17 protein-coding genes and 1 pseudogene are annotated in these 23,400 nt (G+C 71.8%); 10 read left to right on the forward strand and 8 right to left on the reverse strand.

What is annotated here, in order from left to right; translation table 11 throughout:
- The 3 genes and pseudogenes from ACN6LD_RS37120 to ACN6LD_RS37130 all read left to right on the forward strand — a co-directional run.
- A pseudogene (locus ACN6LD_RS37120) lies at positions 1–149 on the forward strand (IS5/IS1182 family transposase); the annotation flags it as partial.
- Positions 86–550: a DNA/RNA non-specific endonuclease gene (locus tag ACN6LD_RS37125; protein ID WP_445045448.1), complete on the forward strand. Its 465-nt coding sequence runs from the start codon at positions 86–88 to the stop codon at positions 548–550. The pseudogene ACN6LD_RS37120 and the gene ACN6LD_RS37125, both read left to right, overlap by 64 nt.
- Before the next feature lie 80 nt (positions 551–630).
- Positions 631–1,170, forward strand: a complete 540-nt coding sequence (locus ACN6LD_RS37130) for an SMI1/KNR4 family protein (RefSeq protein WP_445045449.1) — start codon at positions 631–633, stop codon at positions 1,168–1,170.
- A gap of 112 nt (positions 1,171–1,282) precedes the next feature.
- On the opposite strand, the gene ACN6LD_RS37135 is transcribed toward ACN6LD_RS37130, so the two are convergent.
- The 7 genes from ACN6LD_RS37135 to ACN6LD_RS37165 all read right to left on the reverse strand — a co-directional run bounded on the left by ACN6LD_RS37135 (position 1,283) and on the right by ACN6LD_RS37165 (position 13,512).
- Positions 1,283–1,801 (reverse strand): DUF1990 domain-containing protein, encoded by a 519-nt coding sequence (locus ACN6LD_RS37135; RefSeq protein ID WP_319192404.1) that lies wholly within the window; start codon positions 1,799–1,801, stop codon positions 1,283–1,285.
- Between the two features lie 71 nt (positions 1,802–1,872).
- On the reverse strand, positions 1,873–3,537 hold the full coding sequence (locus ACN6LD_RS37140) for a M4 family metallopeptidase (protein WP_319192402.1): 1,665 nt from the start codon (positions 3,535–3,537) through the stop codon (positions 1,873–1,875).
- 317 nt (positions 3,538–3,854) lie between these two features.
- Complete coding sequence (locus ACN6LD_RS37145) at positions 3,855–5,909, reverse strand: M4 family metallopeptidase (protein WP_415924910.1); 2,055 nt, start codon at positions 5,907–5,909, stop codon at positions 3,855–3,857.
- Positions 5,910–6,222: 313 nt separating this feature from the next.
- Entirely contained in the window at positions 6,223–8,013 is a 1,791-nt protein-coding gene (locus tag ACN6LD_RS37150; RefSeq protein ID WP_445045450.1) for an ABC transporter ATP-binding protein, read from the reverse strand.
- Between the two features lie 40 nt (positions 8,014–8,053).
- The gene (locus tag ACN6LD_RS37155; RefSeq protein WP_445045451.1) at positions 8,054–9,769 is read right to left on the reverse strand and encodes an ABC transporter ATP-binding protein; all 1,716 of its coding nucleotides are present in this window, start codon (positions 9,767–9,769) and stop codon (positions 8,054–8,056) included.
- Positions 9,770–9,847: 78 nt separating this feature from the next.
- A complete protein-coding gene (locus ACN6LD_RS37160) occupies positions 9,848–11,710 on the reverse strand; it encodes an ABC transporter ATP-binding protein (RefSeq protein WP_445045452.1) in 1,863 nt (620 codons plus the stop codon).
- Positions 11,707–13,512, reverse strand: coding sequence for an ABC transporter ATP-binding protein (locus ACN6LD_RS37165; RefSeq protein WP_445045453.1), 1,806 nt, complete (start codon positions 13,510–13,512; stop codon positions 11,707–11,709). The genes ACN6LD_RS37160 and ACN6LD_RS37165 overlap by 4 nt, the downstream gene beginning before the upstream one ends.
- A 182-nt stretch (positions 13,513–13,694) precedes the next feature.
- On the opposite strand from ACN6LD_RS37165, the gene ACN6LD_RS37170 reads away from it, so the two are divergent.
- From ACN6LD_RS37170 to ACN6LD_RS37185, 4 genes are read left to right on the forward strand one after another with little or no spacing between them, the layout of a single operon-like run.
- Positions 13,695–14,684, forward strand: coding sequence for an ABC transporter ATP-binding protein (locus ACN6LD_RS37170; protein ID WP_445045454.1), 990 nt, complete (start codon positions 13,695–13,697; stop codon positions 14,682–14,684).
- On the forward strand, positions 14,681–15,445 hold the full coding sequence (locus ACN6LD_RS37175) for an ABC transporter permease (RefSeq protein ID WP_445045455.1): 765 nt from the start codon (positions 14,681–14,683) through the stop codon (positions 15,443–15,445). The genes ACN6LD_RS37170 and ACN6LD_RS37175 overlap by 4 nt, the downstream gene beginning before the upstream one ends.
- A gap of 25 nt (positions 15,446–15,470) precedes the next feature.
- Positions 15,471–16,727 (forward strand): sensor histidine kinase, encoded by a 1,257-nt coding sequence (locus ACN6LD_RS37180; protein WP_445045456.1) that lies wholly within the window; start codon positions 15,471–15,473, stop codon positions 16,725–16,727.
- A complete protein-coding gene (locus ACN6LD_RS37185; RefSeq protein ID WP_319192389.1) occupies positions 16,717–17,361 on the forward strand; it encodes a response regulator transcription factor in 645 nt (214 codons plus the stop codon). Before ACN6LD_RS37180 ends, ACN6LD_RS37185 begins: the two co-directional genes overlap by 11 nt.
- Before the next feature lie 90 nt (positions 17,362–17,451).
- Here ACN6LD_RS37185 and glgX read toward each other — a convergent pair whose 3' ends face one another.
- A complete protein-coding gene (gene glgX, locus ACN6LD_RS37190; protein ID WP_445045457.1) occupies positions 17,452–19,683 on the reverse strand; it encodes a glycogen debranching protein GlgX in 2,232 nt (743 codons plus the stop codon).
- 154 nt (positions 19,684–19,837) lie between these two features.
- On the opposite strand from glgX, the gene ACN6LD_RS37195 reads away from it, so the two are divergent.
- The 3 genes from ACN6LD_RS37195 to ACN6LD_RS37205 all read left to right on the forward strand — a co-directional run bounded on the left by ACN6LD_RS37195 (position 19,838) and on the right by ACN6LD_RS37205 (position 23,361).
- Entirely contained in the window at positions 19,838–21,085 is a 1,248-nt protein-coding gene (locus ACN6LD_RS37195; protein WP_319192385.1) for a L,D-transpeptidase, read from the forward strand.
- Positions 21,086–21,251: 166 nt separating this feature from the next.
- The gene (locus tag ACN6LD_RS37200) at positions 21,252–22,505 is read left to right on the forward strand and encodes a L,D-transpeptidase (RefSeq protein WP_319192383.1); all 1,254 of its coding nucleotides are present in this window, start codon (positions 21,252–21,254) and stop codon (positions 22,503–22,505) included.
- A gap of 88 nt (positions 22,506–22,593) precedes the next feature.
- On the forward strand, positions 22,594–23,361 hold the full coding sequence (locus ACN6LD_RS37205) for an enoyl-CoA hydratase/isomerase family protein (protein WP_319192381.1): 768 nt from the start codon (positions 22,594–22,596) through the stop codon (positions 23,359–23,361).
- Positions 23,362–23,400: the final 39 nt, after the last annotated feature.

Raw genomic sequence — 23,400 nt, forward strand, 5'->3', positions numbered from 1 at the left:
GCAACCGGGCACTGGCCGCAGCACGGGCACCCGTCGAACGCGGCGTCGCCAGGCTGAAGTCCTGGCGCATCTTCCGCAGATCCCGGTGCAGCCCCAACCACATGACGTCAATCGCCAAGGCCATCCTCACCCTGGAGCAGCAACGCTGAAGAGGCTCAATATGTGTCACCTGCTGGGCAAGGATCTTGGCGGGTCCGGGACGGATCGCAGAAACTTGGCCACCTGCTCACGGCAAGCCAATACTGCCGTAGTCGGTGACGGCCGGATCGGAGACCACATGTTCTCCTATGAAAGTCAGGTGAAATCCGCTATTGATGGGGGGCAAGTAGTCCGATATTCGGTGACCCCCCGCTACCACGGGTCGCGGACTGTGCCGGTGTCCTTCGAGATGGTCGCCAGTGGAATCTTGCCCGATGGTTCCCCTGGCCTTTCGGTGGGGCAGGTAGTGCCGAACTCGATCTACAGTCCGCGTCAGGGCGTCTGGAAGAATCTCGGGATGGTCACGGACAGCCGTAACGGAGCGCCCGTGCCGACCGGCTCGATGCCGTGATGCAGGGGAGGGGAAGGTAGATGGCTTGGCTTGAGGAACTGAGGAGCATCATGCCGCCCGGTGACGTCGCGGGTGACGTCGTGGACTGGGAGATCATTGAGAGCTCCTGGGGTATGCGCTTCCCGTCCGAATATAAACAGTTCGTTTCCGTATATGGAGAAGGTGGTGTGAGTGACTACCTGACGTTTTTGCTTCCGGAAAGAAATCTCGGCGGTGAGTCATCCGTAGCAGGGATGTCGGCTGAGGCGCGAAATGCCCGTCAGCTGTGGGAAGGCGCGTCCATGGACGTGGCTCCCTCGTCATCGCTCGTGGCCTGGGGTGTCGACGCCAGTGCAGACATCCTCTGCTGGCTGGCGCTGAGTGACGATCCCGAAGAATGGCATGTGGTCGTCTGGAACCAAGACGATGCTCGATGGCGTGAGTATCCCTGTGGAATGGTCGAGTTCCTGTGCCGAGTTTTTCGTGCCGAATTCGATGAATGTCCCCTCGGTGCGTTGACGCTTTGGGCCGGCCTGTCCCCCAAGTTCTTGCACGTGAACGAGGAGAGGCGTCTTCGGGCCGCTGGACTGGACCCCTGGTCCGGTGAAGCCGACCCGTTCGCCGGGATGTTCGGCGAGTAGGTGATGCGGGGTGGATGTCGCTCGGCCGTGGGGCCGGGGCATTTGCCGTGGTTCCAGGTCGGGAGGAGAAGCGGGCCACCGCGTGCCGCCGGAAGGCCGTCCGGCCGGGCGGTCACGACTCCCCGCCCCCGCACAGCTCGCGCAGGACCTTGCCGCAGCGGCGGGCGTAGGCCTGTTGGAGGCCTCTGGTGGCCGGGCCGGCGGCTATCGTGTACCACTTCGCGGGGCGGCTGAACGCGGTGACCGTCAGCCAGACCGTGCCGTCTCCCGTGCGGTCGACGACGAAGGACTCCTCGCCGCGTTCGGGGTGGCCGGGGAGGGTGCCGTAGGCCCAGCCGGCGCGCCGGGGCTCGTCGACCGTCCAGACCACGCGGCAGGGGGCCTTGATGACGCCGCCCAGGGTGACGGTGACGTCGACGTCGGGGGCCGCGCGGTCCGCCGTGGCGTCGATGCCGACGCCGAGGGCGCGGTGCATCTCCCACGTCATGACGGCGTCCGCGGCGCGCCGGAAGACGTCGTGGCCCTCGCCGAGGCGTGCGCGGACGTGGAGGGGGCGGAAGCCCTCAGGGCAGGAGCCGGGGCGGTCGCGCGTCGCGCCGACGTCGTCGTACGTGAAGTCCTTCGAAGACATGGGAGCCAAGAGTAGGGCGGCACCCGGGACCGCCTTCGTCCCGGGTGCCGCCTCACTCGTCTGTGGCAGGGTCAGCTGACGTTGATCGCCGACCAGGCCGCCGCCACGGCCTTGTACTCGGCGCTGCTGGTGCCGCCGTACAGCGCCGAGGCCGCCGAGAGGGTGCCGGTGCGGGCGCCCTTGTAGGTGGTCGTCGACGTGAAGTACGTCGTCAGCGCCTTGTACCAGATCTGCAGCGCCTTGGCGCGGCCGATGCCGGTGACCGTGGAGCCGTTGGACGTCGGCGAGTTGTAGGTCACGCCGTTGATCGTCTTCGAGCCGCTGCCCTCGGACAGCAGGTAGAAGAAGTGGTTCGCGGGGCCCGACGAGTAGTGCGGGTCGAGGCCGGACACGGCGGAGGACCAGTAGTCCTTGGACCCGCCGTCCTTGCTCGGCTTGTCCATGTAGCGCAGCGGGGTGCCGTCGCCGTTGATGTTGATCTTCTCGCCGATGAGGTAGTCGCCCTTGTCGGACGCGTTGTTGGCGAAGAACTCCACACCGGTGCCGAAGATGTCGGAGGTGGCCTCGTTCAGACCGCCGGCGTCGCCCGAGTACTCCAGGCCCGCGGTGACCGAGGTCAGACCGTGGCTCATCTCGTGGCCGGCCACGTCCAGCGACGTCAGCGGGTGGGTGTTGCCGTCGCCGTCGCCGTACGTCATGCAGAAGCAGTCGTCGTCCCAGAAGGCGTTGACGTAGGCGTTGCCGTAGTGCACGCGGGAGTAGGCGGCCTTGCCGTCGTTCCTGATGCCGCTGCGGTTGAAGGTGCTCTTGTAGAAGTCCCAGGTCATCTGCGCGCCGTAGGCGGCGTCCACGGCCGCGGTCTGGTCGCTGGAGGAGCTGGAGGCCGCGCCGGTGCCCCACGCGTCGTCCGCGTCGGTGAACAGGGTGCCGGTGGAGGAGGACGTGCTGCGCGCCTTGTTGTACGTCTTGTGGCCGCCGCGCGTGCCGTCGGTCAGGTTGTACGTCGAGCCCGACTTGGTCGTGTTGAGGGTGACCGTGCCCGAGTAGAAGCTCTTGCCCGTGCCGGTCTCGATGGCCTGGTGCTCGTAGAGCTTCTTGCCGGTCGTGGCGTCGGTGATGACGTGCAGCCTGCTCGGGGTGCCGTCGTCCTGGAGGCCGCCGACGACCGTCTCGTAGGCGAGGGTCGGGGTGCCGTTGCCGGCCCAGATCACCTTGCGGGGGGCCTGGTCGGCGGCGGTGGCCTCCGAGCCGGCGGCCTTGGCGGCGGTGAGCGCCTGCTTCTGGACCTTGGCGGTGGCGACCTGCGGGGTGAGCGTGGACACCTTGATGGCGGCCGAGACGGCCTTGGTCACGCTCTGCGCGCCGGAGGGGGCCTGGTGCACGACCAGGTCGCCGCCGAGGACCGGCAGGCCCGCGTAGGTGCGCTCGTAGCGGGTGTGGACGGTGCCGTCGGCGTCCTTGACGACGTCCTTGACGACCAGCTTCTCCTGGGCGCCGAGGCCTATCGACTTGGCGGTCGCGGACGCGTCGGACTGCTGCTGCTGGATCAGCGCGGTGCGTGCTGCGGAGGACAGCTGGACCGGGGCGCCCGTCAGGGCTGCCCGCGCGCCGGAGTCCGCCGGGGTCTGGGCGGCAGCGCTACCGGTGGTCAGTCCGGTGGTGACCAGGGCTCCGGCCGCGACGGCGGTGGCGATGGCCAGAGTGGTGCGCTTGTGACGCGCGTAGAGGGAGGTCACACAAGCTCCTTCATGTGGGGGGTCCGGGCGGCGTGGGGCGGCCGCCCGTGACGGGTGTGAAGTTGTGCGGCGGGTGAACGAAGACTGACATCCGGGCGCGTACATGTCAGGACCCCGAAGTGATGTTGGCCGAAAATCGACTGTCTGGTGAACATTGCAGGCACGTAAACGGAGTTGGGCTGTGGTAAAGCGCCAACAGGACGTGGGTAAGGGGAGGGCAAAAAGGGGACGCCGCCCCGGGGAGGTGGTGTCCCCGGGGCGGCGCCCTGTGCGGTGCCTTTCAGGCTGCTTTGCGTGGCCCGTGCGGGGCCTGTGGCCTACGGGAAGGTGAGCTTCCAGCTGTTGATGTAGCCGGTGTCCTGGGCCGCGTTGTCCTGGACCCTCAACTGCCACACCCCGTTGGCGACCTCGGACGAGGCGTTCACCGTGTACGTGGTGTTGAGGTTGTCCGTGCTGCCGCCGGTGCCGTACGCCTTCAGCGTGTAGGCGGTGCCGTCGGGGGCGATCAGCTGTACCCGGAGGTCGCCGATGTAGGTGTGCACGATGTCGACCGCCACCGCGAGGTTCGACGGTGCGTTGCCGGTGCGGCCGGAGACGGTGATCGACGAGTTGACCGCCGCACCGTTGTCCGGAATCGATACGTCGGCCGTGTTCTCGAAGGAGGTGCCGCCGCCTCCTCCGCCGCCGCCCGAACGCGCGCCCACCGCGACGCCGGCCCACGCGTCCTGCACCGCCTTGTACTCGGTGGAGGTGGTGCCGTACAGCTCACCTGCCGCCGCCAGCGTGCCGGTGCGGGCTCCCGCGTAGTTGGTGGTCCTGGTGAACTTCGTGGTCAGCGCGCGGAACCAGATCTTCTCCGCCTTGTCGCGGCCGATGCCGGTGACGGCGAGGCCGTCCGCGGTGGGCGAGTTGTAGCTGACGCCGTTGATGACCTTGGCGCCGCTGCCCTCGCTCAGCAGGTAGAAGAAGTGGTTCGCCGGCCCGGACGAGTAGTGGACGTCCACCGACCCGATCCCCGAGTACCAGCTGTCCTTCGACGCGCCGTCCTTGCTCGGCTTGTCCATGTACCGCAGCGGCGTGCCGTCGCCGTTGATGTCGATCTCCTCGCCGATGAGGTAGTCACCGACGTCGGAGGAGTTCTGGGCGTAGAACTCGACCGCGGTGCCGAAGATGTCCGAGGTGGCCTCGTTGAGGCCGCCGGACTCACCGCTGTAGTTGAGGCCCGCGGTGTTGGAGGTGACGCCGTGCGTCATCTCGTGCCCGGCCACGTCGATGGCCGTCAGCGGGTGGGTGTTGCCCGAGCCGTCGCCGTAGGTCATGCAGAAGCAGTTGTCGTCCCAGAACGCGTTGACGTACGCGTTGCCGTAGTGCACGCGCGAGTACGCGCCCACACCGTCGCCCTTGATGCCGTTGCGGCCGTGCACGTTCTTGTAGTAGTCCCAGGTGAGGGCCGCGCCGTAGTGCGCGTCGGCGCCCGCGGTCTCCGCGTTGGAGGCGGCGCCGGTGCCCCAGACGTCGTCGGGGCCCGAGAAGAGCGTTCCGGTGCCGGAGGAGCCCCGGTTGAGGTTGTACGTCTTGTGGTTGCCCCGCGCGGCGTCGGTCAGGTTGTACGTCGACCCCGACTGCGTGGTGCCGAGGGTCACCTGGCCGCTGTACATCGTGTTGCCGGTGCCGGTCTCGATGCCCTGGTACTCGTAGAGCTTCTGGCCGGTGGTCGCGTCGGTGATGACGTGCAGCTCGTTCGGGGTGCCGTCCTCCTGGAGGCCGCCGACGACGGTCTCGTAGGCCAGGACCGGGGTCCCGGTCGCCGCCCAGATCACCTTGCGCGGCGCGCGGTCGGTGTCCGCCTTCGCGGTCCCGTCGGCCGTGGCGAGGCTCAGCGCCTGCTTCTCCGCCTTCGCCGCGGCGATGGCGGGCGTGAGCGAGGCGACCCGGACGGCGGCCCGGGTGGCCAGCGTGACGTTCTCGGTGGCGCCGGACTTCGCGGTCTGGACGATCAGGTCGCCGCCGAGGACCGGGAGTCCGCTGTAGGTGCGCTCGTAGCGCGTGTGCAGCGTGCCGTCGGCGTCCTTGACGACGTCACGGACGACGAGCGCCTCCTTGGCGCCGAGGCCGAGCTTCTTGGCGGTGGCCGTCTTCCCCGCGTCCGCTTCGCGGATCAGCGAAGCGCGCTGGGCGGGGGTGAGGCGCACCGACTCGGCGCCCGGATTGGCCTTGCCCGTCGCCTGCGGCGCCCTCTCCGGGGCGGCGGTCGCGGCGCCGGACTGCACGGCGGCGGCTATGAGCGCGGAGACGCCGACGAGGGCGACGGCCGCGGCACGACGGGAGGGGCTGTGGGGGGTGCGTCTGCGAGAGGGACTGCTGCTCAACACTGACTCCTTCTGCGCGGCCGCGGATCACGCGGCCAGGGGAGACCCGAACGGCGGGTGGGCCGGACGGGCACGACAAAGGCGGTACGCAGAACAAAGGCGGAACGTGGAGCGTGCGCGTAACTGTGGGGTTGCTGTGAACCAGCAGAGGGAAGAGTGGCAGTGGATTGCGCTGTCTGTCAGGAGCGCGTCAGAAAGTTGGCCGGAAACAGTTCGTTGTCCGGTAGTCGGTGTTCGATATCCGGAGTTGTCGCATCCGTCACATCAGTCGCATCCGTCGCTGTGCCCCCCACCCGTTTCCCCGAGCCGTGCTCCCTCACGGTCCCCCGTGCCAGGTCCGCCACAGTGCCGCGTACGCGCCGCCGTCCGCCACCAGCGCCTCGTGCGTGCCGAGTTCGGTGAGACGGCCGTCCTCCATCACGGCGACCCGGTCCGCGTCGTGAGCCGTGTGCAGCCGGTGGGCGATGGCGATGACCGTCCGCCCGCGGAGCACCGCCGCCAGGGCCCGCTCGGTGTGCCGGGCCGTCGTCGGGTCCAGCAGCGCGGTCGCCTCGTCCAGGATCAGCGTGTGCGGGTCCGCCAGCACCACCCGGGCCAGGGCCAGCTGCTGCGCCTGCGAGCCGTCCGTCGTGCGGCCGCCGCCCCCGCCGCGGCCCAGCTCGGCGTCGAGAGCGCCCGGCAGTTCCCGAACCCAGTCGGCGGCGCCGACCGCGGCCAGCGCCGCCCACAACCGTGCGTCGTCCGCCGTGGGTTCGGCGATCAGCAGGTTCTCGCGGACCGTGCCGATGAAGACGTGATGCTCCTGCGTGACCAGGACGACCTGCCGGCGCAGCGTCTCGGGCGCCAGCTCGGCGACCGGCGCGCCGCCCACGGTCACCGAGCCCGCGCTCGGCGCGTCCACGCCCGCCAGCAGCCGGCTCAGCGTGGTCTTGCCCGCACCGGACGGGCCGACGACCGCGAGCCGCTCCCCGGGCCGCACCGTCAGGTCGACCCCGCGCAGCACCTCGCCGCCGCGCTCGTAGGCGTACCGCACCCCCGTCACGTCGATCCGGTCGTCCACCGGGACCGGCGCCGCCCCTGCGTCACGCTCCGAGCGCGGCGCCCCGGCCAGGCCCTCCACCCGGGCGAACGAGGCCCCGCTGCTCTGCAGTTGCTCGACGCGCACCAGGATCTGGTCGAGCGGCTCGGTGAACTGCCGCAGATACAGCGTGGCCGCCACCACCGCGCCCAGACTCATCGACCCCCGCGCGTGCAGCGCGCCGCCCAGCAGCAGCACCCCCGCCACCGGCAGCGAGTACGACGTCTCGACCACCGGGAAGAACACCGTGCGCAGGCAGAGCGTGTGGAAGCGGGTGCGCCGCGAGACCTCCAGCGCGTCCCGGTTCGCCGCCGTCCGCTGCCGCTCGAGCCGGAACGCCTCGACCGTCCGCGCCCCGGACGCCGTCGCCGCGACGATCTCGGCGACCTCGGAGTCCGCCGCGCCCTGCGCCAGATAGCCGGCCCGCGCCCGCCGCAGATACCAGCGCAGCGCGAACCAGATCGGCGTCAGCGCCAGCACCCCGACGAGGCCGAGCAGCGGGTCGATCACGAACACCGCGCCGAGCGTGAACAGCGCCTGGACCGTGCACACCAGCAGCTCGGGCCCGGCGTCCCGCAGGGTGGTGCCCACGGCCGCCACGTCGGCGGTGCCGCGGGTGGTCAGATCACCGGCGCCGGCCCGCTCCACCACCGACGCCGGCAGCGCGAGCGCCCGCCCGACGAACTCCTCCCGGACCCGTGCCAGCGTGCGCTCGCCGAACCGATGCCCCGCGTACCGCGCCCAGCGCGCCAGCAGCAGCTGCGCCGCCGCGCACACCAGGATCGCCGCCGCCAGCCGGTCCACGGGCGCGACGCCGTGCCCGGCCCGCACCTCGTCGATGATCCGCCCCAGCAGCCACGGACCGGCCAGACCGGCCCCGGCGGCGAGCACGTTCAGGGCGAGCGCGCCGGCGAACGCCCGCCGGTCGGCCCGTACCAGCCGCAGCGCCGCACGCCGTACGTCGGCGCGCCCGGCGACGGGCAGCCGGCCCGCGGGGGCGCCGTCGCCGGCTGCCGTGGTCGTCGTCATCGGGCTGCCGCCTCCTCGTTCCCGGTCACGGTCACGGTCGTCATCGGAGCGCCTCCTCCGCGTCGTCGGCGTCCCGGGTCACCAGCGCGCGGTAGCCCGGCTCCCGTTGCAGCAGATCGCGGTGGCGGCCGGTCGCGGCGACCTTTCCGTCGACCAGGTAGTGCACCGTCTCCGCGCGGTCGAGGACCAGCGGGGAGGTGCTGCTGACGAGCGTGGTCCGGCCCGCCCGGTACGCGTGCAGCCGCTCCGCGACCGACGCCTCCGTGTGCGCGTCCAGCGCCGACGTCGGCTCCACGGCCAGCAGCACCTCGGGGTCGGCGAGCAGGGCCCGCACCAGCCGTACCCGCTGCCGCTGGCCGCCGGAGAGGCTGCGGCCCTGCGCGGTCACGGGCGAGTCGAGCCCCTCGGGCAGACCCTGCACGATGTCGTCGGCCGCGGCCGCCCGCACCGCCCGCGCGACCTCCGCCGCCGAGGGCGCACCCCGTCCGCAGACCACCTCGCGCAGGGTTCCGGCGAACAGGTCCGCCTCGTGGTCGGCGACCAGGATGCGGGCCCTGACCTGCTCCAACGGCAGGGCGTCCAGCCGCCGTCCGCCCCAGGTGACGTCCGAGGGGCCGTACCGGCCGAGCCGGTCCACGACGGCCGTCACGTCCGAGTGGCGTCCCCCTGCCAGCACGGTCAGGCGGCCCGGGGCCACCCGCACACCCGAGTCGGGGTCGTGCAGCACCGACGGCTCGGCGGGCGGGTCGCCGGTCCCGGCGTCCGGCTCGGGCTCCGTGCGCAGCAGCCGCACGACGCGCCGGGCGGCCACCACGCCCCGGCTCAGCTGGTAGCCCATGTCGACGAGGAACGCCACCGGGCCTACCAGGACGGCGACATAGCCGTACACCGACACCAGCTCGCCCACGGTCAGCTCGCCCTGCGCGGCCAGCCGGGCCGCGAGCCAGGTCACGGTGGCGAGGAACAGGGTGGGCAGGCCCACCCCGAGCGCCTGCATCCAGCTGGTGACCGCGCCGACCCGGTAGCCCTGCGCCCGCAGCCGCTGCGAGTCCCGGCCGAAGGAATCCGCGAACAGCCCCTTGCCGCCCAGCCCGTTGAGCACACGGAGCCCGCCCGCGAGATCGCCGATCCGCGCGGTCAGCACCCCCTGGCGCTCCCGGTACTCCGCCTCCGTGCCCTGCAGCCGCGCCATCAGCGGCCCGACCAGCACCGCGATCACCGGCATCCCCAGCAGCACGACCGCCGCCAGCGTCGGCGACACGGACAGCAGGAGCCCGGCGACGAAGACGTACACCACGATCGAGCCGACGCCGGGCCCTACCACCGTCAGCGAACCCGCGATGGTGTGCACGTCGCCCACCCCGATGGTGACGACCTCACCGGCCCCCACCCGGCGCGGCAGCGCGGCGCCCAGCCGGGCCGCGTGCCCGACGACGACCTTGGTGGTGCGGAAGTAGGCGTCCATGCGCAACCGGGTCATCGTGCGGTGCCGCATGATGCTCACCCACGCGTTGAGCGCGCCCACCGCGAGCAGCGCGGCCGTCCAGCCCGCGAGCGCGGCCGTGTCACCGGGCTCCAGCCCGTCGTCCACCGCCCGCGACAGCAGGTACGGCGCGATCGCCGTCAGCACCATCCAGAGGCTGGCCAGCAGCGCTCCGGTCGCCGACCGCCCCGGCTGGCAGCGCACCAGCCAGGCCAGATAAGCCCAGCCGCCGCGGCTGTCGGGCGTGCCGGGATCCTTGTACGCGTCGATCATCCACTCGCCCTTCCGGCCCTCGCCGTCCGCCGACCGTCGTCCGCCGACCGGCCTCATCGCCCGCTGAGCGCTGAACGCTCACGCCAGACTGTCCCGCCAGGCCCGGTGCAGGTCCGCGAACCGGCCGGCGCCCGCGATGAGTTCGGCCGGTCCGCCGTCCTCGACGATCCGGCCGTGCTCCATGACGAGCACCCGGTCGGCGATCTCCACGGTGGACAGCCGGTGCGCGATCACCACCGCCGTACGGCCCTTCAGCACCGTCGCCATCGCCGCCTGCACGGCCCGCTCGCCCGGGACGTCCAGCGAACTCGTCGCCTCGTCGAGGATCAGCACCGCGGGGTCGGCGAGCAACGCCCGCGCGAACGCCACGAGTTGCCGCTGCCCGGCGGAGATCCGGCCACCGCGCTTGCGCACGTCGGTGTCGTACCCGTCGGGCAGGGCGCTGATGAACTCGTGCGCGCCGATCGCCTTCGCCGCCCGCTCGATCTCCTCCCGCGACGCGTCCGGCCGCCCGATGGCGATGTTCTCGGCGACCGTGCCGGAGAACAGGAACGCCTCCTGCGTCACCATCACCACACCGCGCCGCAGTTCGGGCACGGCCAGCTCGCGCAGGTCCACCCCGTCCAGCAGCACCCGGCCCTCGGAGGGGTCGTAGAAGCGGGCGAGCAGCTTGGCCAGCGTGGACTTGCCGGCGCCGGTCGAGCCGACCACGGCGACCGTCTGCCCGGCGGGAAGGACCAGGTCGAAGCGGGGGAGGACCTCCCCGCCCGTGCGGTAGCCGAAGGAGACCCCGTCGAAGACCACTTCCCGGCCGGGGAGTTCGCCCCGCGGGGCGGGCAGCTCCCGCGGCGCCGACGGCTCCGGCACGGACGGCTTCTGCGCGAGCAGCCCCGCGATCTTCTCCAGGGACGCTGCCGCCGACTGGTAGGAGTTGAGGAACATGCCGAGCCGGTCGATCGGGTCGTAGAGCCGCCGCAGGTACAGCACCGCCGCCGCCAGCACACCGAGCTCCAGCGAACCGTCCGAAACCCGCATGGCGCCCCACAGCACGATCGCCGCGACCGCCGTGTTGGCGACCAGCCGCGATCCGACGACGTACCGTGCCATCTCCAGCAGCGCGTCGCCGTTCCTGCGCTCGTGCCGCCGGTTGAGGACCCGGAAACCGGCCTCGTTGACGGCCTCACGCCGGAAGGCGCGCACCGGCCGGATGCCGTTCATCGTCTCCACGAACTTCACGATCACGGCCGCGATCGCGGTCGAGCGGGCCGTGAACACCCGGCCCGCGCGCCGCTGGTAGACCCGCACGAGGGCGTACAGCGGCACGAACGACGCGACGGCGACGGCGCCCAGGCCGAGGTCCAGCCAGAGCAGCATCGCGGAGATGAACAGGAAGGACAGCACCACCGTCACGAGTTCCTGCAGCCCCTCGTTGAGGAGCTCGCGCAGGGCCTCCACGTCGCTGGTGGAGCGGGAGATGAGCCGGCCCGAGGTGTAGCGCTCGTGGAAGTCGAGGCTCAGCGCCTGCGCGTGCCGGAAGATCCTGCCGCGCAGATCGAGCAGCACGTCCTGGTTGACGCGGGCGGAGGCGAGCAGGAACGCGTACTGCAGCCCGCCGGACGCCACCGCGCACAGCAGGTAGCCGGCGCCCACCGCGACCAGCGGCCCGTGGTCGTCGGCCCGCAGCGCCGGCACGGCGCGGTCGATGGCGTAGGCCACCAGCAGCGGGCCCGCCTGCACGGCCGCCTGCTGGAGCAGCAGCACCAGCGTGGTGAGGGCGACGCGCGCCCGCATCGGGGCCAACAGGGAGCGCAGCAGCGCGCCGGTGGCGCCGGGCGCGGTGGGCAGGACGTCCTTGTCGAACGGGTCCTGCGCGGCCCGCGGGCCCGAGTCCCGCGGTGTGTCGTCGTCGGTCGTGGGGGAGGACGTCGTGGGGGCGCTCATCGGTCGTCCTCCTGGCGGCCGGTTCCTGACATGAGGTGGGCGTACTCCGGGTTGTCGCGCAGCAGTTCCTGGTGGGTGCCCACCGCGGCGATCCGGCCGTCGGACAGCAGCGCCACCCGGTCGGCGAGGAGCACGGTGGACGGGCGGTGGGCGACGATCAGCGCGGTGGTGTCGGCGAGGACCTGCCGCAGCGCGGCCTCCACGGCTGCCTCGGTGTGCACGTCCAGGGCGGAGAGCGGGTCGTCCAGGACGAGGAAGCGGGGCCGGCCGACGACGGCCCTGGCCAGTGCGAGCCGCTGCCGCTGCCCGCCGGAGAGGCTGAGCCCCTGTTCACCGACCTGGGTGTCGACGCCCTGCGGCAGCGTGTGCACGAAACCGGCCTGCGCCACGTCCAGCGCCCGTGCCAGCTCGACGGCGCCCGCCCGCTCGTCCGCGCCCATGAGGACGTTCTCCCCGACGCTCGCGGAGAACAGGGTCGGCTCCTCGAAGGCCACGGCGACCCGCGTGCGCAGCTCCTCGCGGGGCATCGCGGTGACGTCCTCGCCGTCCAGGGTGATGCGCCCCGCCGTCACCTCGTGCAGCCGGGGGACGAGGGCGGTGAGGGTGGTCTTCCCGCTGCCCGTCGACCCGACCAGGGCCATGGACTCGCCGGGCCGGATGTGCAGGTCGACGCCGTCGAGGGTGGGCCGGGAGCCGGGGTCGGCGTCCGGGTAGCGGAACGTCACGCCGTCGAAGCGGAGTCCGCCGTCGCCCGTCCTGTCCGACTCCGCGCCCGCGCGGCCGGGTTCCGCCCGGACGACGGCGTCCCGCTCCGGCTCCTCGTCCATCACCTCGAAGTAGCGCTGCGTGGCCGTCGCCGCCTCCTGGCTCATCGCCAGCAGGAACCCGATGGAGTCCACCGGCCAGCGCAGCGCGAGCGCGGTGGACAGGAAGGCGACCAGGGTGCCCGCGGACAGCTCGCCGTCCGCCACCTGCACCGCCCCCAGCACCAGCGCGGCCCCGATCGCCAGCTCGGGCAGCGTCACGATGACGGCCCAGATGGTGGCCAGCAGCCGGGCCTTGGCCAGTTCGGTACCGCGCAGGGTCGACGACAGCTCGCGGAAGGCGCGCGCCTGACTGCGGTGCCGGCCGAAGCCCTTCACGATCCGGATCCCGAGGACGCTCTCCTCGACGACGGTCGTCAGATCCCCGACCTGGTCCTGCGCCCGCCGCGCCACGACGGCGTACCGGTGCTCGAAGTACACGCACATCACGACGACGGGTACGGCCGGCCCGAGGATGACCAGCCCGAGCCGCCAGTCCTGGAGCAGCATGATGACGACGCCGAACACGATCGTGACCGAGTTGACCAGCAGGAACGTCAGGGGGAAGGCGAGGAACATCCGCACCATCCCCAGATCGGCCGTCGCCCGGGACAACAGCTGGCCCGACGCCCACCGGTCGTGGAACGCCACCGGCAGCCGCTGGAGCCGCCCGTACAACTCCGCTCGCATCTCCGCCTCGACGTGCGACAGCGGGCGCGCCACCAGCCAGCGCCGCATCCCGAACAGCAGCGCCTCGGTGAACCCGAGGAGCAGCAGGCAGAGCGAGCCCAGCCAGACCCCGGCCGTGTCCCGGTCGGCCACCGGGCCGTCCACCATCCACTTGAGGACGAGGGGGATCACCAGCCCGGTGCAGGAGGCGAGCACGGCGACCGCGGCGGCCGTGAACAGCCGCAGCCGCACGGGTCTGACGTACGGCCACAGGCGCAGCAGAGAGCGTACGGCGGAACGGTCGGGGGCGGTTGCACGTGTCTTGGCCATCACCGCGAGCCTACGGACCGGCACTGACACAGCCCACCGAGTTTCGGTCCGTCCGGGCTCCGTCGCTGGTCCTACGACCTGCGTGTTCGAGGGGTCGTACGGCCGTGTCAACCGATCGGCTGATGTCCGTCCGAGCGAGTCGGCCGATGTGCCGGCCGGGCCCCGCCCGGGACGCTGATGCCATGCCTGTCATCGAAGTCACCGACCTGCGCAAGACCTATGACGGCCGTGCGGTCGTCGACGGCGTCTCCTTCGCCGTGGAGGAGGGGGAGATCTTCGGCGTCCTCGGGCCGAACGGCGCCGGCAAGACCACCACCGTGGAGTGCGTCGAGGGCCTGCGGGTGCCCGACGCGGGCCGGGTCCGGGTGGCCGGCCTCGATCCCGTCGCCGACCACGAGAAGGTCGCCCGCATCCTCGGCGCCCAACTCCAGCAGAGCGAACTGCAGCCGAAGCTGACCGTCCGCGAGGCCCTGGAGCTGTACGCCTCCTTCCATCCGCGGCCGCTCGACTGGGGGCCGCTCGCCGAGCGCCTCGGCCTGGCCCCGAAGCTGTCCACCCGGTTCGCGAAGCTGTCCGGCGGCCAGAAGCAGCGCCTGTTCATCGCACTCGCGCTGATCGGCGACCCGCGGATCGTCGTCCTGGACGAGCTGACCACGGGCCTCGACCCGAGGGCCCGCCGGGACACCTGGCAGATCGTCGAGGACGTGCGCGCGAACGGCGTCACCGTGCTGCTGGTCACCCACTTCATGGAGGAGGCCCAACGGCTGTGCGACCGGATCGCGGTGATCGACGAGGGCCGGGTGGCCGCCCTGGACACCCCGGCGAACCTCATCCGGCGCTCGGCGGGGGCCACCGTCATCAGCTTCACCCCGTCCGCTCCGCTGGACGACCGCGACCTGAACGCTCTGCCCGAGCTCGCCTCCGTCCAGCACCGGGACGGCCGCCTCACGCTGTCCGGCACCGACGAGACCGTCAACGCCGTCATCACCCTCCTCGCCCGCCACCGCGTCACAGCCCACCAGCTGCGCGTCCTGGACGCCACCCTCGACGACGCGTTCCTCGACCTGACGGACAACGCCGCGCACGACGCGAGGAACGGCGCCCCGCACGACGCCTCGCACGGCGCCCCGCACGGCGTCATGAGCGACGGCACGAAGGAGACCGCGGCATGAGCACCGCCGTACAGCGCCCGGCAGCACGGCGCACCGCCGTCCTGCGCACCGAGATCCGCCTCTTCCGCCGTGAACCCGGCGCCCTCTTCTGGATCCTGCTCTTCCCGGCCCTGCTGCTGGTGATCCTCGGGTCCGTCCCGTCGTTGCGGCAGCCGAGCGACGACCTCGGCGGCCTGCGCACCGTAGACGTCTACGTCCCGGTGGCCGTGCTGCTCGGCCTGATCGTCGGCGGTCTGCAGTCGATGCCGCAGACCCTCACCGGCTACCGGGAGCGCGGCATCCTGCGCCGGATGTCCGCGACGCCGGTCCGGCCGTCCGCCCTGCTGTCCGCGCAGATGCTGGTGTACGGCGGGGCTTCCCTGGCTTCGGCGCTGCTGGTCCTGGCGGTCGGGCGGCTCGGCTTCGACGTGCGCCTGCCCGGGCAGCCCTTCGGATACGGCATCGCCCTGCTGCTGGCCGTCCTGGTCGCCCTCGCCCTCGGATCGGTGGTGTCCGCCCTGTCCCCCACGACGAAGATCGCCGGCGCGATCGGCTCGGCCGTGTTCTTCCCGTCGATGTTCTGCGCGGGGGTGTGGGCGCCGGTGCAGACCATGCCGGACGTCCTCGCCCGCATCGTGGGCTGCACGCCGTTCGGAGCGGCCGCGCAGGCTCTGGACCAGGCGGCCGCCGGTCACTGGCCGGGCTGGGACCACCTGGGCGTCCTCGGGATGTGGATCCTGCTGCTGACGGGCGCCGCGAGCCGTTGGTTCCGTTGGGAGTGAGCGGCCCGTGCCGGAGACTGAGCGCATGACGAGCCCGAGCCCCGTGCAGAAGGAGTTCCGAGCCTCCTTCGACGGCCGGGGGCCCTATGTGCTGCTCGCCGCCGGTGTCGTCGCGGCGGCTCTCTCCGCTCGGCTGATCGGCATGGGCCACGCGGCGATGGCCGTCGCCGCGGTGCTCGCGGTCGCGGCGGCGGCGCTGCAGACGGGCTGGGACCGCGTCAAGCGCAGACGGCCGGGCCCGAGCCGCGCCGGCGCCTGCCTCTACTTCCTGCGCTGGTCCCTCGGGTTCGCGCTGACCTGGCTCAACCCGTTCTTCGCCCTCTACGCAGTGACCGGCTACTACACCGTCGGCCGGGAGGTGCCGCGCCGCCTCGTGCGCCCCGGCCTCCTGCTGACCGCGATCACCATGGCCGGCAGCGAGATCGGCGGCATGCCGCCGCACGGACCGATCCTCTGGCTCGGCTTCTTCCTCCTCCTCGGCTTCAACCTCGGCATGGTCGCCGTGTTCACCAGGTTCGCCGAGCAGGAGGAGGAACGCGCCCTAGCCCAGTCCGCGACCATCGCCGAACTGGAGCGCACCAACACGGCGTTGCAGCAGGCCCTCGACGAGAACGCCGCACTGCACGCCCAACTCCTCGTCCAGGCACGGGAAGCGGGGGTGGCCGACGAGCGCCGGCGGCTCGCCGCCGAGATCCACGACACCCTCGCCCAGGGCCTGACCGGGATCATCGCCCAGCTCCAGGTGGTGACGAACACCCCCGACCCCGACCTCGCCCGCGTCCACCTCGGACGCGCCTTCGACCTGGCCCGGCACAGCCTCGGCGAGGCCCGCCGCTCCGTGCACAATCTGGCCCCGGTGGCGCTGGCGGACGCCGGGCTGCCCGAGGCCCTGCGCAAGACGGTCGCCGAATGGGGTGAACGGACGGGCGTGCGCGCGGAGTTCACGCTCACCGGCACCGCGGAGCAGCTTCACGAGGAGGTCGCCGCCACCCTGCTGCGCATCGTGCAGGAGGCCCTGTCGAACGCCGCCCGCCATGCCCGTGCCTCGCGCCTCGGCGTCACCCTCTCGTTCCTGGGCGACGAGGTGATCCTCGACATCCGCGACGACGGCGTCGGCTTCGATCCGCTGGCCCTCCCGGCCCGCTCCCCGTCCGGCGGGTTCGGCCTCGACGGCATGCGGGCCCGCGCCGAACGGATCGCGGGCTCCTTCGCCGTGGAGTCCGAGCCGGGACACGGAAGCGCACTGTCGGCTCGCGTACCGTTGGTCCGCCATGACAGATGACCTGCGCGTCTCCTTGCTGATCGTCGACGACCATCCCGTCGTGCGGGACGGCCTGCGCGGCATGTTCGAGTCGGCCCCCGGCTTCACGGTCCTCGGCGAGGCGTCGAACGGCGTCGAGGCCGTCGCGAAGGCGGGCGAACTCGATCCGGACGTCGTCCTGATGGACCTGCGGATGCCCGGCGGCGGGGGAGTGGACGCCATCCGCGAGCTGACCCGCGGCGGCGCCCGCGCCAAGGTCCTCGTCCTCACGACGTACGACACCGACTCCGACACGCTCCCGGCGATCGAGGCCGGCGCGACGGGCTACCTCCTCAAGGACGCCCCCCGCGACGAGCTGTTCACGGCGGTCCGGGCGGCGGCGCAGGGTCGTACGGTCCTGTCGCCCGCCGTGGCCACCCGGCTGGTCTCCGCGGTCCGCGCCCCCCGGAGCCCCGGCGAGGAACCGCTCTCCGCGCGCGAGCGCGAGGTGCTGGCCCTGGTCGCCAGGGGCGCCTCCAACCGTGAGATCGCCCGCGACCTGTTCATCAGCGAGGCCACGGTGAAGACCCACCTCACCCACCTGTACGCCAAGCTGGGCGTCAACGACCGAGCGGCCGCGGTGGCGAGAGCGTACGAGCGGGGCATCCTCGGCTGACCGACCGCCGCCCGGCCGCTGACCGCCGCCCGGCCGCCGACCGCCGGTCGCCCGCCGTCCTCCGGTGTTCGCCGCTCGCGTGCGCCGGGCTCACTCCGCCACCCGCAGCAGCAGCACCGCCCGTCCCGGCACCGTCACGGTGGTCCCGGCCGGGAGGAAGACCCCGGGCGCCTCGTCCTGTTCCTCGCGGGAGGTGTCGACGACCACCTCGTACCGCTGGGCCCACGGCGGGCCCGGGAGGACGAAGTCCACCGGGCGGTCCCCCGCGTGCAGGACGGCGAGGAAGCTGTCGTCGGCGATCGGGGAGCCCCGATCGTCGCGGCCGGGGATGTCCCGCCCGGAGAGGTACATGCCCAGCGTCGCCGCGGGCGCGTACCAGTCCCCTTCCGTCATCTCCGTGCCCCGTTCCGTGAACCAGGCCAGGTCCCGCAGGCCGTCCGCCGAGTGCGCCCGGCCGGAGAAGAAGGCGCGGCGGCGGAGCACCGGGTGCCGGTGCCGCAGCGCGATCAGCCGGGCGGTGAGGTCGAACAGGGCCCGCCAGCCCGGTTCTTCCAGCAGCCCCCAGTCCACCCAGCTGATCTCGTTGTCCTGGCAGTAGGCGTTGTTGTTGCCCTGCTGGGTGCGCCCGAACTCGTCGCCCGCGACCAGCATCGGCACGCCCGTCGACAGCAGCAGCGTCGTCAGCAGGTTGCGCAACTGCCGTCGCCGCAGCGCCTGTACGTCCTCGTCGGCCGTCGCGCCCTCGACGCCGCCGTTCCAGGAGCGGTTGTCGTTCGTGCCGTCCCGGTTGCCCTCGCCGTTGGCCTCGTTGTGCTTGCGCTCGTACGACACCAGGTCGCGCAGGGTGAAACCGTCGTGCGCGGTCACGAAGTTGACCGACGCGTACGGCCGCCGCCCGCCCCACGCGTACAGATCGCTCGAGCCCGACAGCCGGTAGCCCATCTCCCGCACGTCCGGCAGGGCGTGCCGCCAGAAGTCGCGCGCGGCGTCGCGGTAGCGGTCGTTCCACTCCGTCCACAGCGGCGGGAAGGCGCCCACCTGGTAGCCGCCCGAGCCCACGTCCCAGGGTTCGGCGATGAGCTTCACCCGGCGCAGCACCGGGTCCTGCGCGATCACCGCCAGGAACGGGGAGAGCATGTCGACGTCGTGCATGGACCGGGCGAGCGCCGCCGCCAGGTCGAAGCGGAAGCCGTCGACGCCCATCTCCGTCACCCAGTAGCGCAGCGAGTCGGTGATCAGGCGCAGCACATGCGGCTGGACCACCTGAAGGGTGTTCCCGCAGCCCGTGTAGTCGGCGTAGCGCCGGGCGTCGGACTGCAGACGGTAGTAGCCGCGGTTGTCGATGCCCTTCAGCGACAGGGTCGGGCCCAGTTCACCGGCCTCCGCCGTGTGGTTGTAGACGACGTCGAGGATCACCTCGATCCCGGCAGCGTGCAGGGCGCGCACCATCCGCTTGAACTCGCCGACCTGCTGACCCGTCGTCCCCGACGCGGCGTACGCGGCGTGCGGGGCGAAGTAGCCGATCGAGTTGTAGCCCCAGTAGTTCTTCAGGCCGCGGCGCAGCAGATGGTCCTCGTGGGCGAACTGGTGGACCGGCAGCAGCTCCACCGCCGTGACGCCCAGCCGCACCAGATGCTCCACGGCCGCCGGGTGCGCCAGACCGGCGTAGGTGCCGCGCAGTTCCTCCGGGACGCCGGGATGCCGTCGGGTGAAGCCCCGCACATGCAGCTCGTAGATCACCGAGTCCGCCCACGGCGTCTTCGGACGGCGGTCGTCGGCCCAGTCGTCGTCGTCGTGCACGACGACGCCCTTCGGGACGTGCGGCGCGGAGTCGCGTTCGTCGCGCACGGTGTCGGCGACCTGCTGCTGGGGCCAGTCGCGGACGTGCCCGTACACCTCCGGCGGCAGCAGGAACTCGCCGTCCACCGCGCGGGCGTACGGGTCGAGGAGCAGCTTCGCCGGATTCCATCGGCCGCCGGTCCACGGGTCCCAGCGGCCGTGCACCCGGTAGCCGTAGCGCTGGCCGGGCATGATCCCGGGCACGAAGCCGTGCCAGATCTCGTGCGTGAGCTCGGTGAGCCGGGCCCGCGTCTCCCGGCCGGCCTCGTCGAACAGGCACAGCTCGACCGCCTCCGCACCGCCCGCCCACAGGGCGAAGTTGGTGCCGGCGACCCCGTCCGGGCCGACCCGGAACCGGGCGCCCAGCGGTGTGGACGCGCCCGGCCACACGGGTGGGCCCGGCACCTTGCGCGAGACGCCGTTCACGACGGCCTCCGGCGTGGCGCGCTCGGCCACCGCCTCCTGCTCGGCTGCGCTGGACACCGTCTAGCCCTCCCGCGGCTCGTGGGACGACGGGGGAGAGGAGCGCGCGGTGTCCCGTCCGCGGCTCCCTTTCGCGTCGTCCTCTCCCCATGTCTGCCCAGAGCGGCCCTCGCACTCACGTTTCCCCGGAGCGTGCCCGGTCGTTGGGCACTCCGTGAGGCATGGACATGGGCGCGCACGGCGCGCGGGGATCGCACTGGCCGCCGTACTGACATGGGCAGGACTGCTGGCCGGGGCCGCCGGCTGTACCGGCGGAGGTGACGGCCGCAGCGGACTCGACCGGATGCTGGGCAAGCCCGCGGCCCCCGAGGACGTCATCCGCGTCAGCCCGCAGGACGGCGCGAGGGGCGTGCGGCCCGGGACGGATCTCTCCGTGCGGGTGCCGGACGGACGGCTGGAGTCGGTGAGGGTCGTCAGATCGCAGGACGCGCGGGAGAGCGAGGTGAAGGGGCGGATCGCCGCGGACGGTCTGAGCTGGCGGCCGGCCGACGCCCGGCTCGGGCTCGCCGCCCGCTACACGGTCGACGTGGTGGCGCTGGACGGTGAGGGGAACCGTTCGGCGCGCCACACCACGTTCACCACCTTCGTCCCCGAGAAGCGCTTCATCGGGTACGTCACGCCCGAGAACCGGGCCACCGTGGGCACGGGGATGATCGTCTCGCTGGAGTTCAACCGCGAGATCGGCGACCGCGCGGCCGTCGAACGCGCCGTCCGGGTCACGGCCGAGCCCGCCGCCGAGATCCGGGCGCACTGGTTCGGCGGCACCCGGCTCGACTTCCGTCCCGAGGAGTACTGGCGGCCGGGCACCGAGGTCACGGTCGACCTCGCGCTGCGGGACGTCGAGGGTGCGCCCGGCGTCTACGGCCTGCAGGACAAGTCGTTCTCCTTCACCGTCGGCCGCAGCCAGGTGTCGCTGGTGGACGCCGCGAAGCACACCATGCAGGTGCGGCGGGACGGCGAGCTGCTGGCCACGGTGCCGATCACGGCCGGGTCGCCCGAGAACACCACCTACAACGGCAAGATGGTGGTGAGCGAGATGCTGGAACTGACCCGGATGAACGGCGCCACGGTCGGTTTCAAGAAGGCGAACGGCAAGGGCGAGTACGACATTCCGGATGTTCCGCACGCCATGCGGCTGACCGGTTCCGGCACCTTCCTGCACGGCAACTACTGGGCACAGGACGTCTTCGGCAGGGCCAACGTCAGCCACGGCTGTGTGGGTCTGCGGGACGTGAAGGGCGGCGGCTCGGACACGCCCGCGGGCTGGTTCTTCGACCGCTCGCTCGTCGGCGACGTCGTCGAGGTGGTCCACAGCAAGGACAAGCAGGTCGCCCCGGACAACGGCCTCGGCGGCTGGAACATGACCTGGCGGGAGTGGACGGCGGGCAGCGCCCTGAACTGACCCTCCTCCCGGTGCAACCATCCCTGCCGTTGCTTGGTCCCAGTTGGGACGGAACGGTGACCTTGGCCTGACACGAAGCTCAAATTCGTACGGTTAATATGCGCCAGAGATCGCGCGGGAGCGCTGGGGTGGGGGCCTGACCAGGGCCTTGCGAGGGGAGAACGACTTGAACGTGCGACCGATATCGGGGGCGTCGGTTGGCGGGCGCTCACGGGGCCGCAACAGACGGCTGGCGCTGATCGTGGGCGGGATGCTGCTCGCCGTCACGGCGTGCGGCGGGGGCGGTGAGGGCTCGGGTTCCGGGTCCGACGCGAAGGCCGAGGGCGACAAGGGGTCCACGACGGCCGCGGAGAGCAAGCAGTCGGAGGCGGTCGTCACCATCGCCCCGAAGACCGGCGCGAAGGACGTGGACACCAGCGGCGCCCTCAAGGTCACCGCGGCCAAGGGCAAGCTGACCGAGGTCACCGTCAAGGACGCCAAGGGCAGGAAGATCGACGGCGCGATCTCGGCCGACGGCGCAGGCTGGACGCCCGCCACGCACCTGGCCGCGTCCACCGCGTACCAGGTGCACGCGGTCGCCAAGGACTCGGCCGGCCGCACCGCCGCCGAGGACTCCGCCTTCACCACGCTGAGCCCGCAGAACACCTTCATCGGCAACTTCACGCCCGAGGACGGCTCCACGGTCGGCGTCGGCATGCCCTTCTCGGTGAACTTCACGCGCGGCATCACCAAGCCGGACGACGTCGAGAAGGCCATCAAGATCACGACAGTGCCGGCCGTCGAGGTCGAGGGTCACTGGTTCGGCAACGACCGTCTGGACTTCCGCCCGGAGAAGTACTGGAAGGCCGGCACCAAGGTGACGGTCGAGCTGAACCTCGACGGCGTCGAGGGCCGCAAGGGCGTCTACGGCAAGCAGTCCAAGAAGCTGTCCTTCACCATCGGCCGCGACCAGGTGACCGTCGTGGACGCCAAGAAGCACACGATGAAGGTCATGCGGGAGGGCAAGGTCGTCAAGACCGTCCCGGTCACCACCGGCAAGCCCGGCTACGCCACCTGGAACGGCCAGATGGTCATCAGCGAGAAGTTCACCGTGACCCGTATGAACGGCGACACGGTCGGCTACGACGGCGAGTACGACATCAAGGACGTCCCGCACGCCATGCGGCTGACCAACTCCGGCACCTTCGTGCACGGCAACTACTGGGGCGGCGACGCCTTCGGCAACTACAACGCCAGCCACGGCTGCATCGGCCTGCGGGACGTGCGCGGCGGCTACGACGGCTCGGTGCCGGCCGCGTGGTTCTTCAACCAGTCGATGGTCGGCGACGTGGTCGTCGTGAAGAACTCCACCGACCCGACGGTCGACCCGTCCAACGGCCTCAACGGCTGGAACATCTCCTGGGCGGACTGGAAGAAGTAGCGTTCCCCTCCCTGCTCTCGCGGGCGGGCCCGGTGCTGTGACACACGGCACCGGGCCCGTCGTCGTTAGTGGTGGTTAACCTGCTGCCATGACCGTGAATCTCGAAGTCGCCGAAGGCGTCGGCACGATCCGCCTCGACCGCCCGCCCATGAACGCGCTGGACGTCGCCACGCAGGACCGTCTCAAGGAGCTCGCCGAGGAGGCGACCCGGCGGGACGACGTCCGCGCGGTCGTCCTGTACGGCGGGGAGAAGGTGTTCGCGGCGGGCGCGGACATCAAGGAGATGCAGGACATGGACCACACCGCCATGGTGCTGCGCTCCCGCGCCCTGCAGGAGTCCTTCACCGCGGTGGCCCGCATTCCCAAGCCGGTCGTGGCGGCCGTGACCGGGTACGCGCTGGGCGGCGGCTGTGAACTCGCGCTCTGCGCGGACTTCCGCATCGCCGGGGACAGCGCGAGGCTGGGCCAGCCGGAGATCCTGCTCGGGCTGATCCCGGGGGCCGGCGGCACCCAGCGCCTCTCCCGGCTGATCGGCCCCTCCAGGGCGAAGGACCTGATCTTCACGGGCCGGATGGTCAAGGCGGACGAGGCGCTGACCCTCGGCCTGGTCGACCGGGTGGTGCCGGCCGCCGACGTGTACACCGAGGCGCACGCCTGGGCGGCGAAGCTGGCGCAGGGGCCGGCGCTGGCGCTGCGCGCCGCGAAGGAGTCGGTCGACACCGGTCTGGAGACGGACATCGAGACGGGTCTGGCGGTGGAACGCACCTGGTTCGCCGGTCTGTTCGCCACCGCCGACCGCGAGACGGGCATGCGCAGCTTCGTGGAGGAAGGCCCCGGCAAGGCCAAGTTCCTGTGAGCGACGTCTCTTTCGGGGGCGTCGCCGGCGCCTGCTCTT

The organism is Streptomyces sp. SAS_272, from assembly GCF_052543235.1.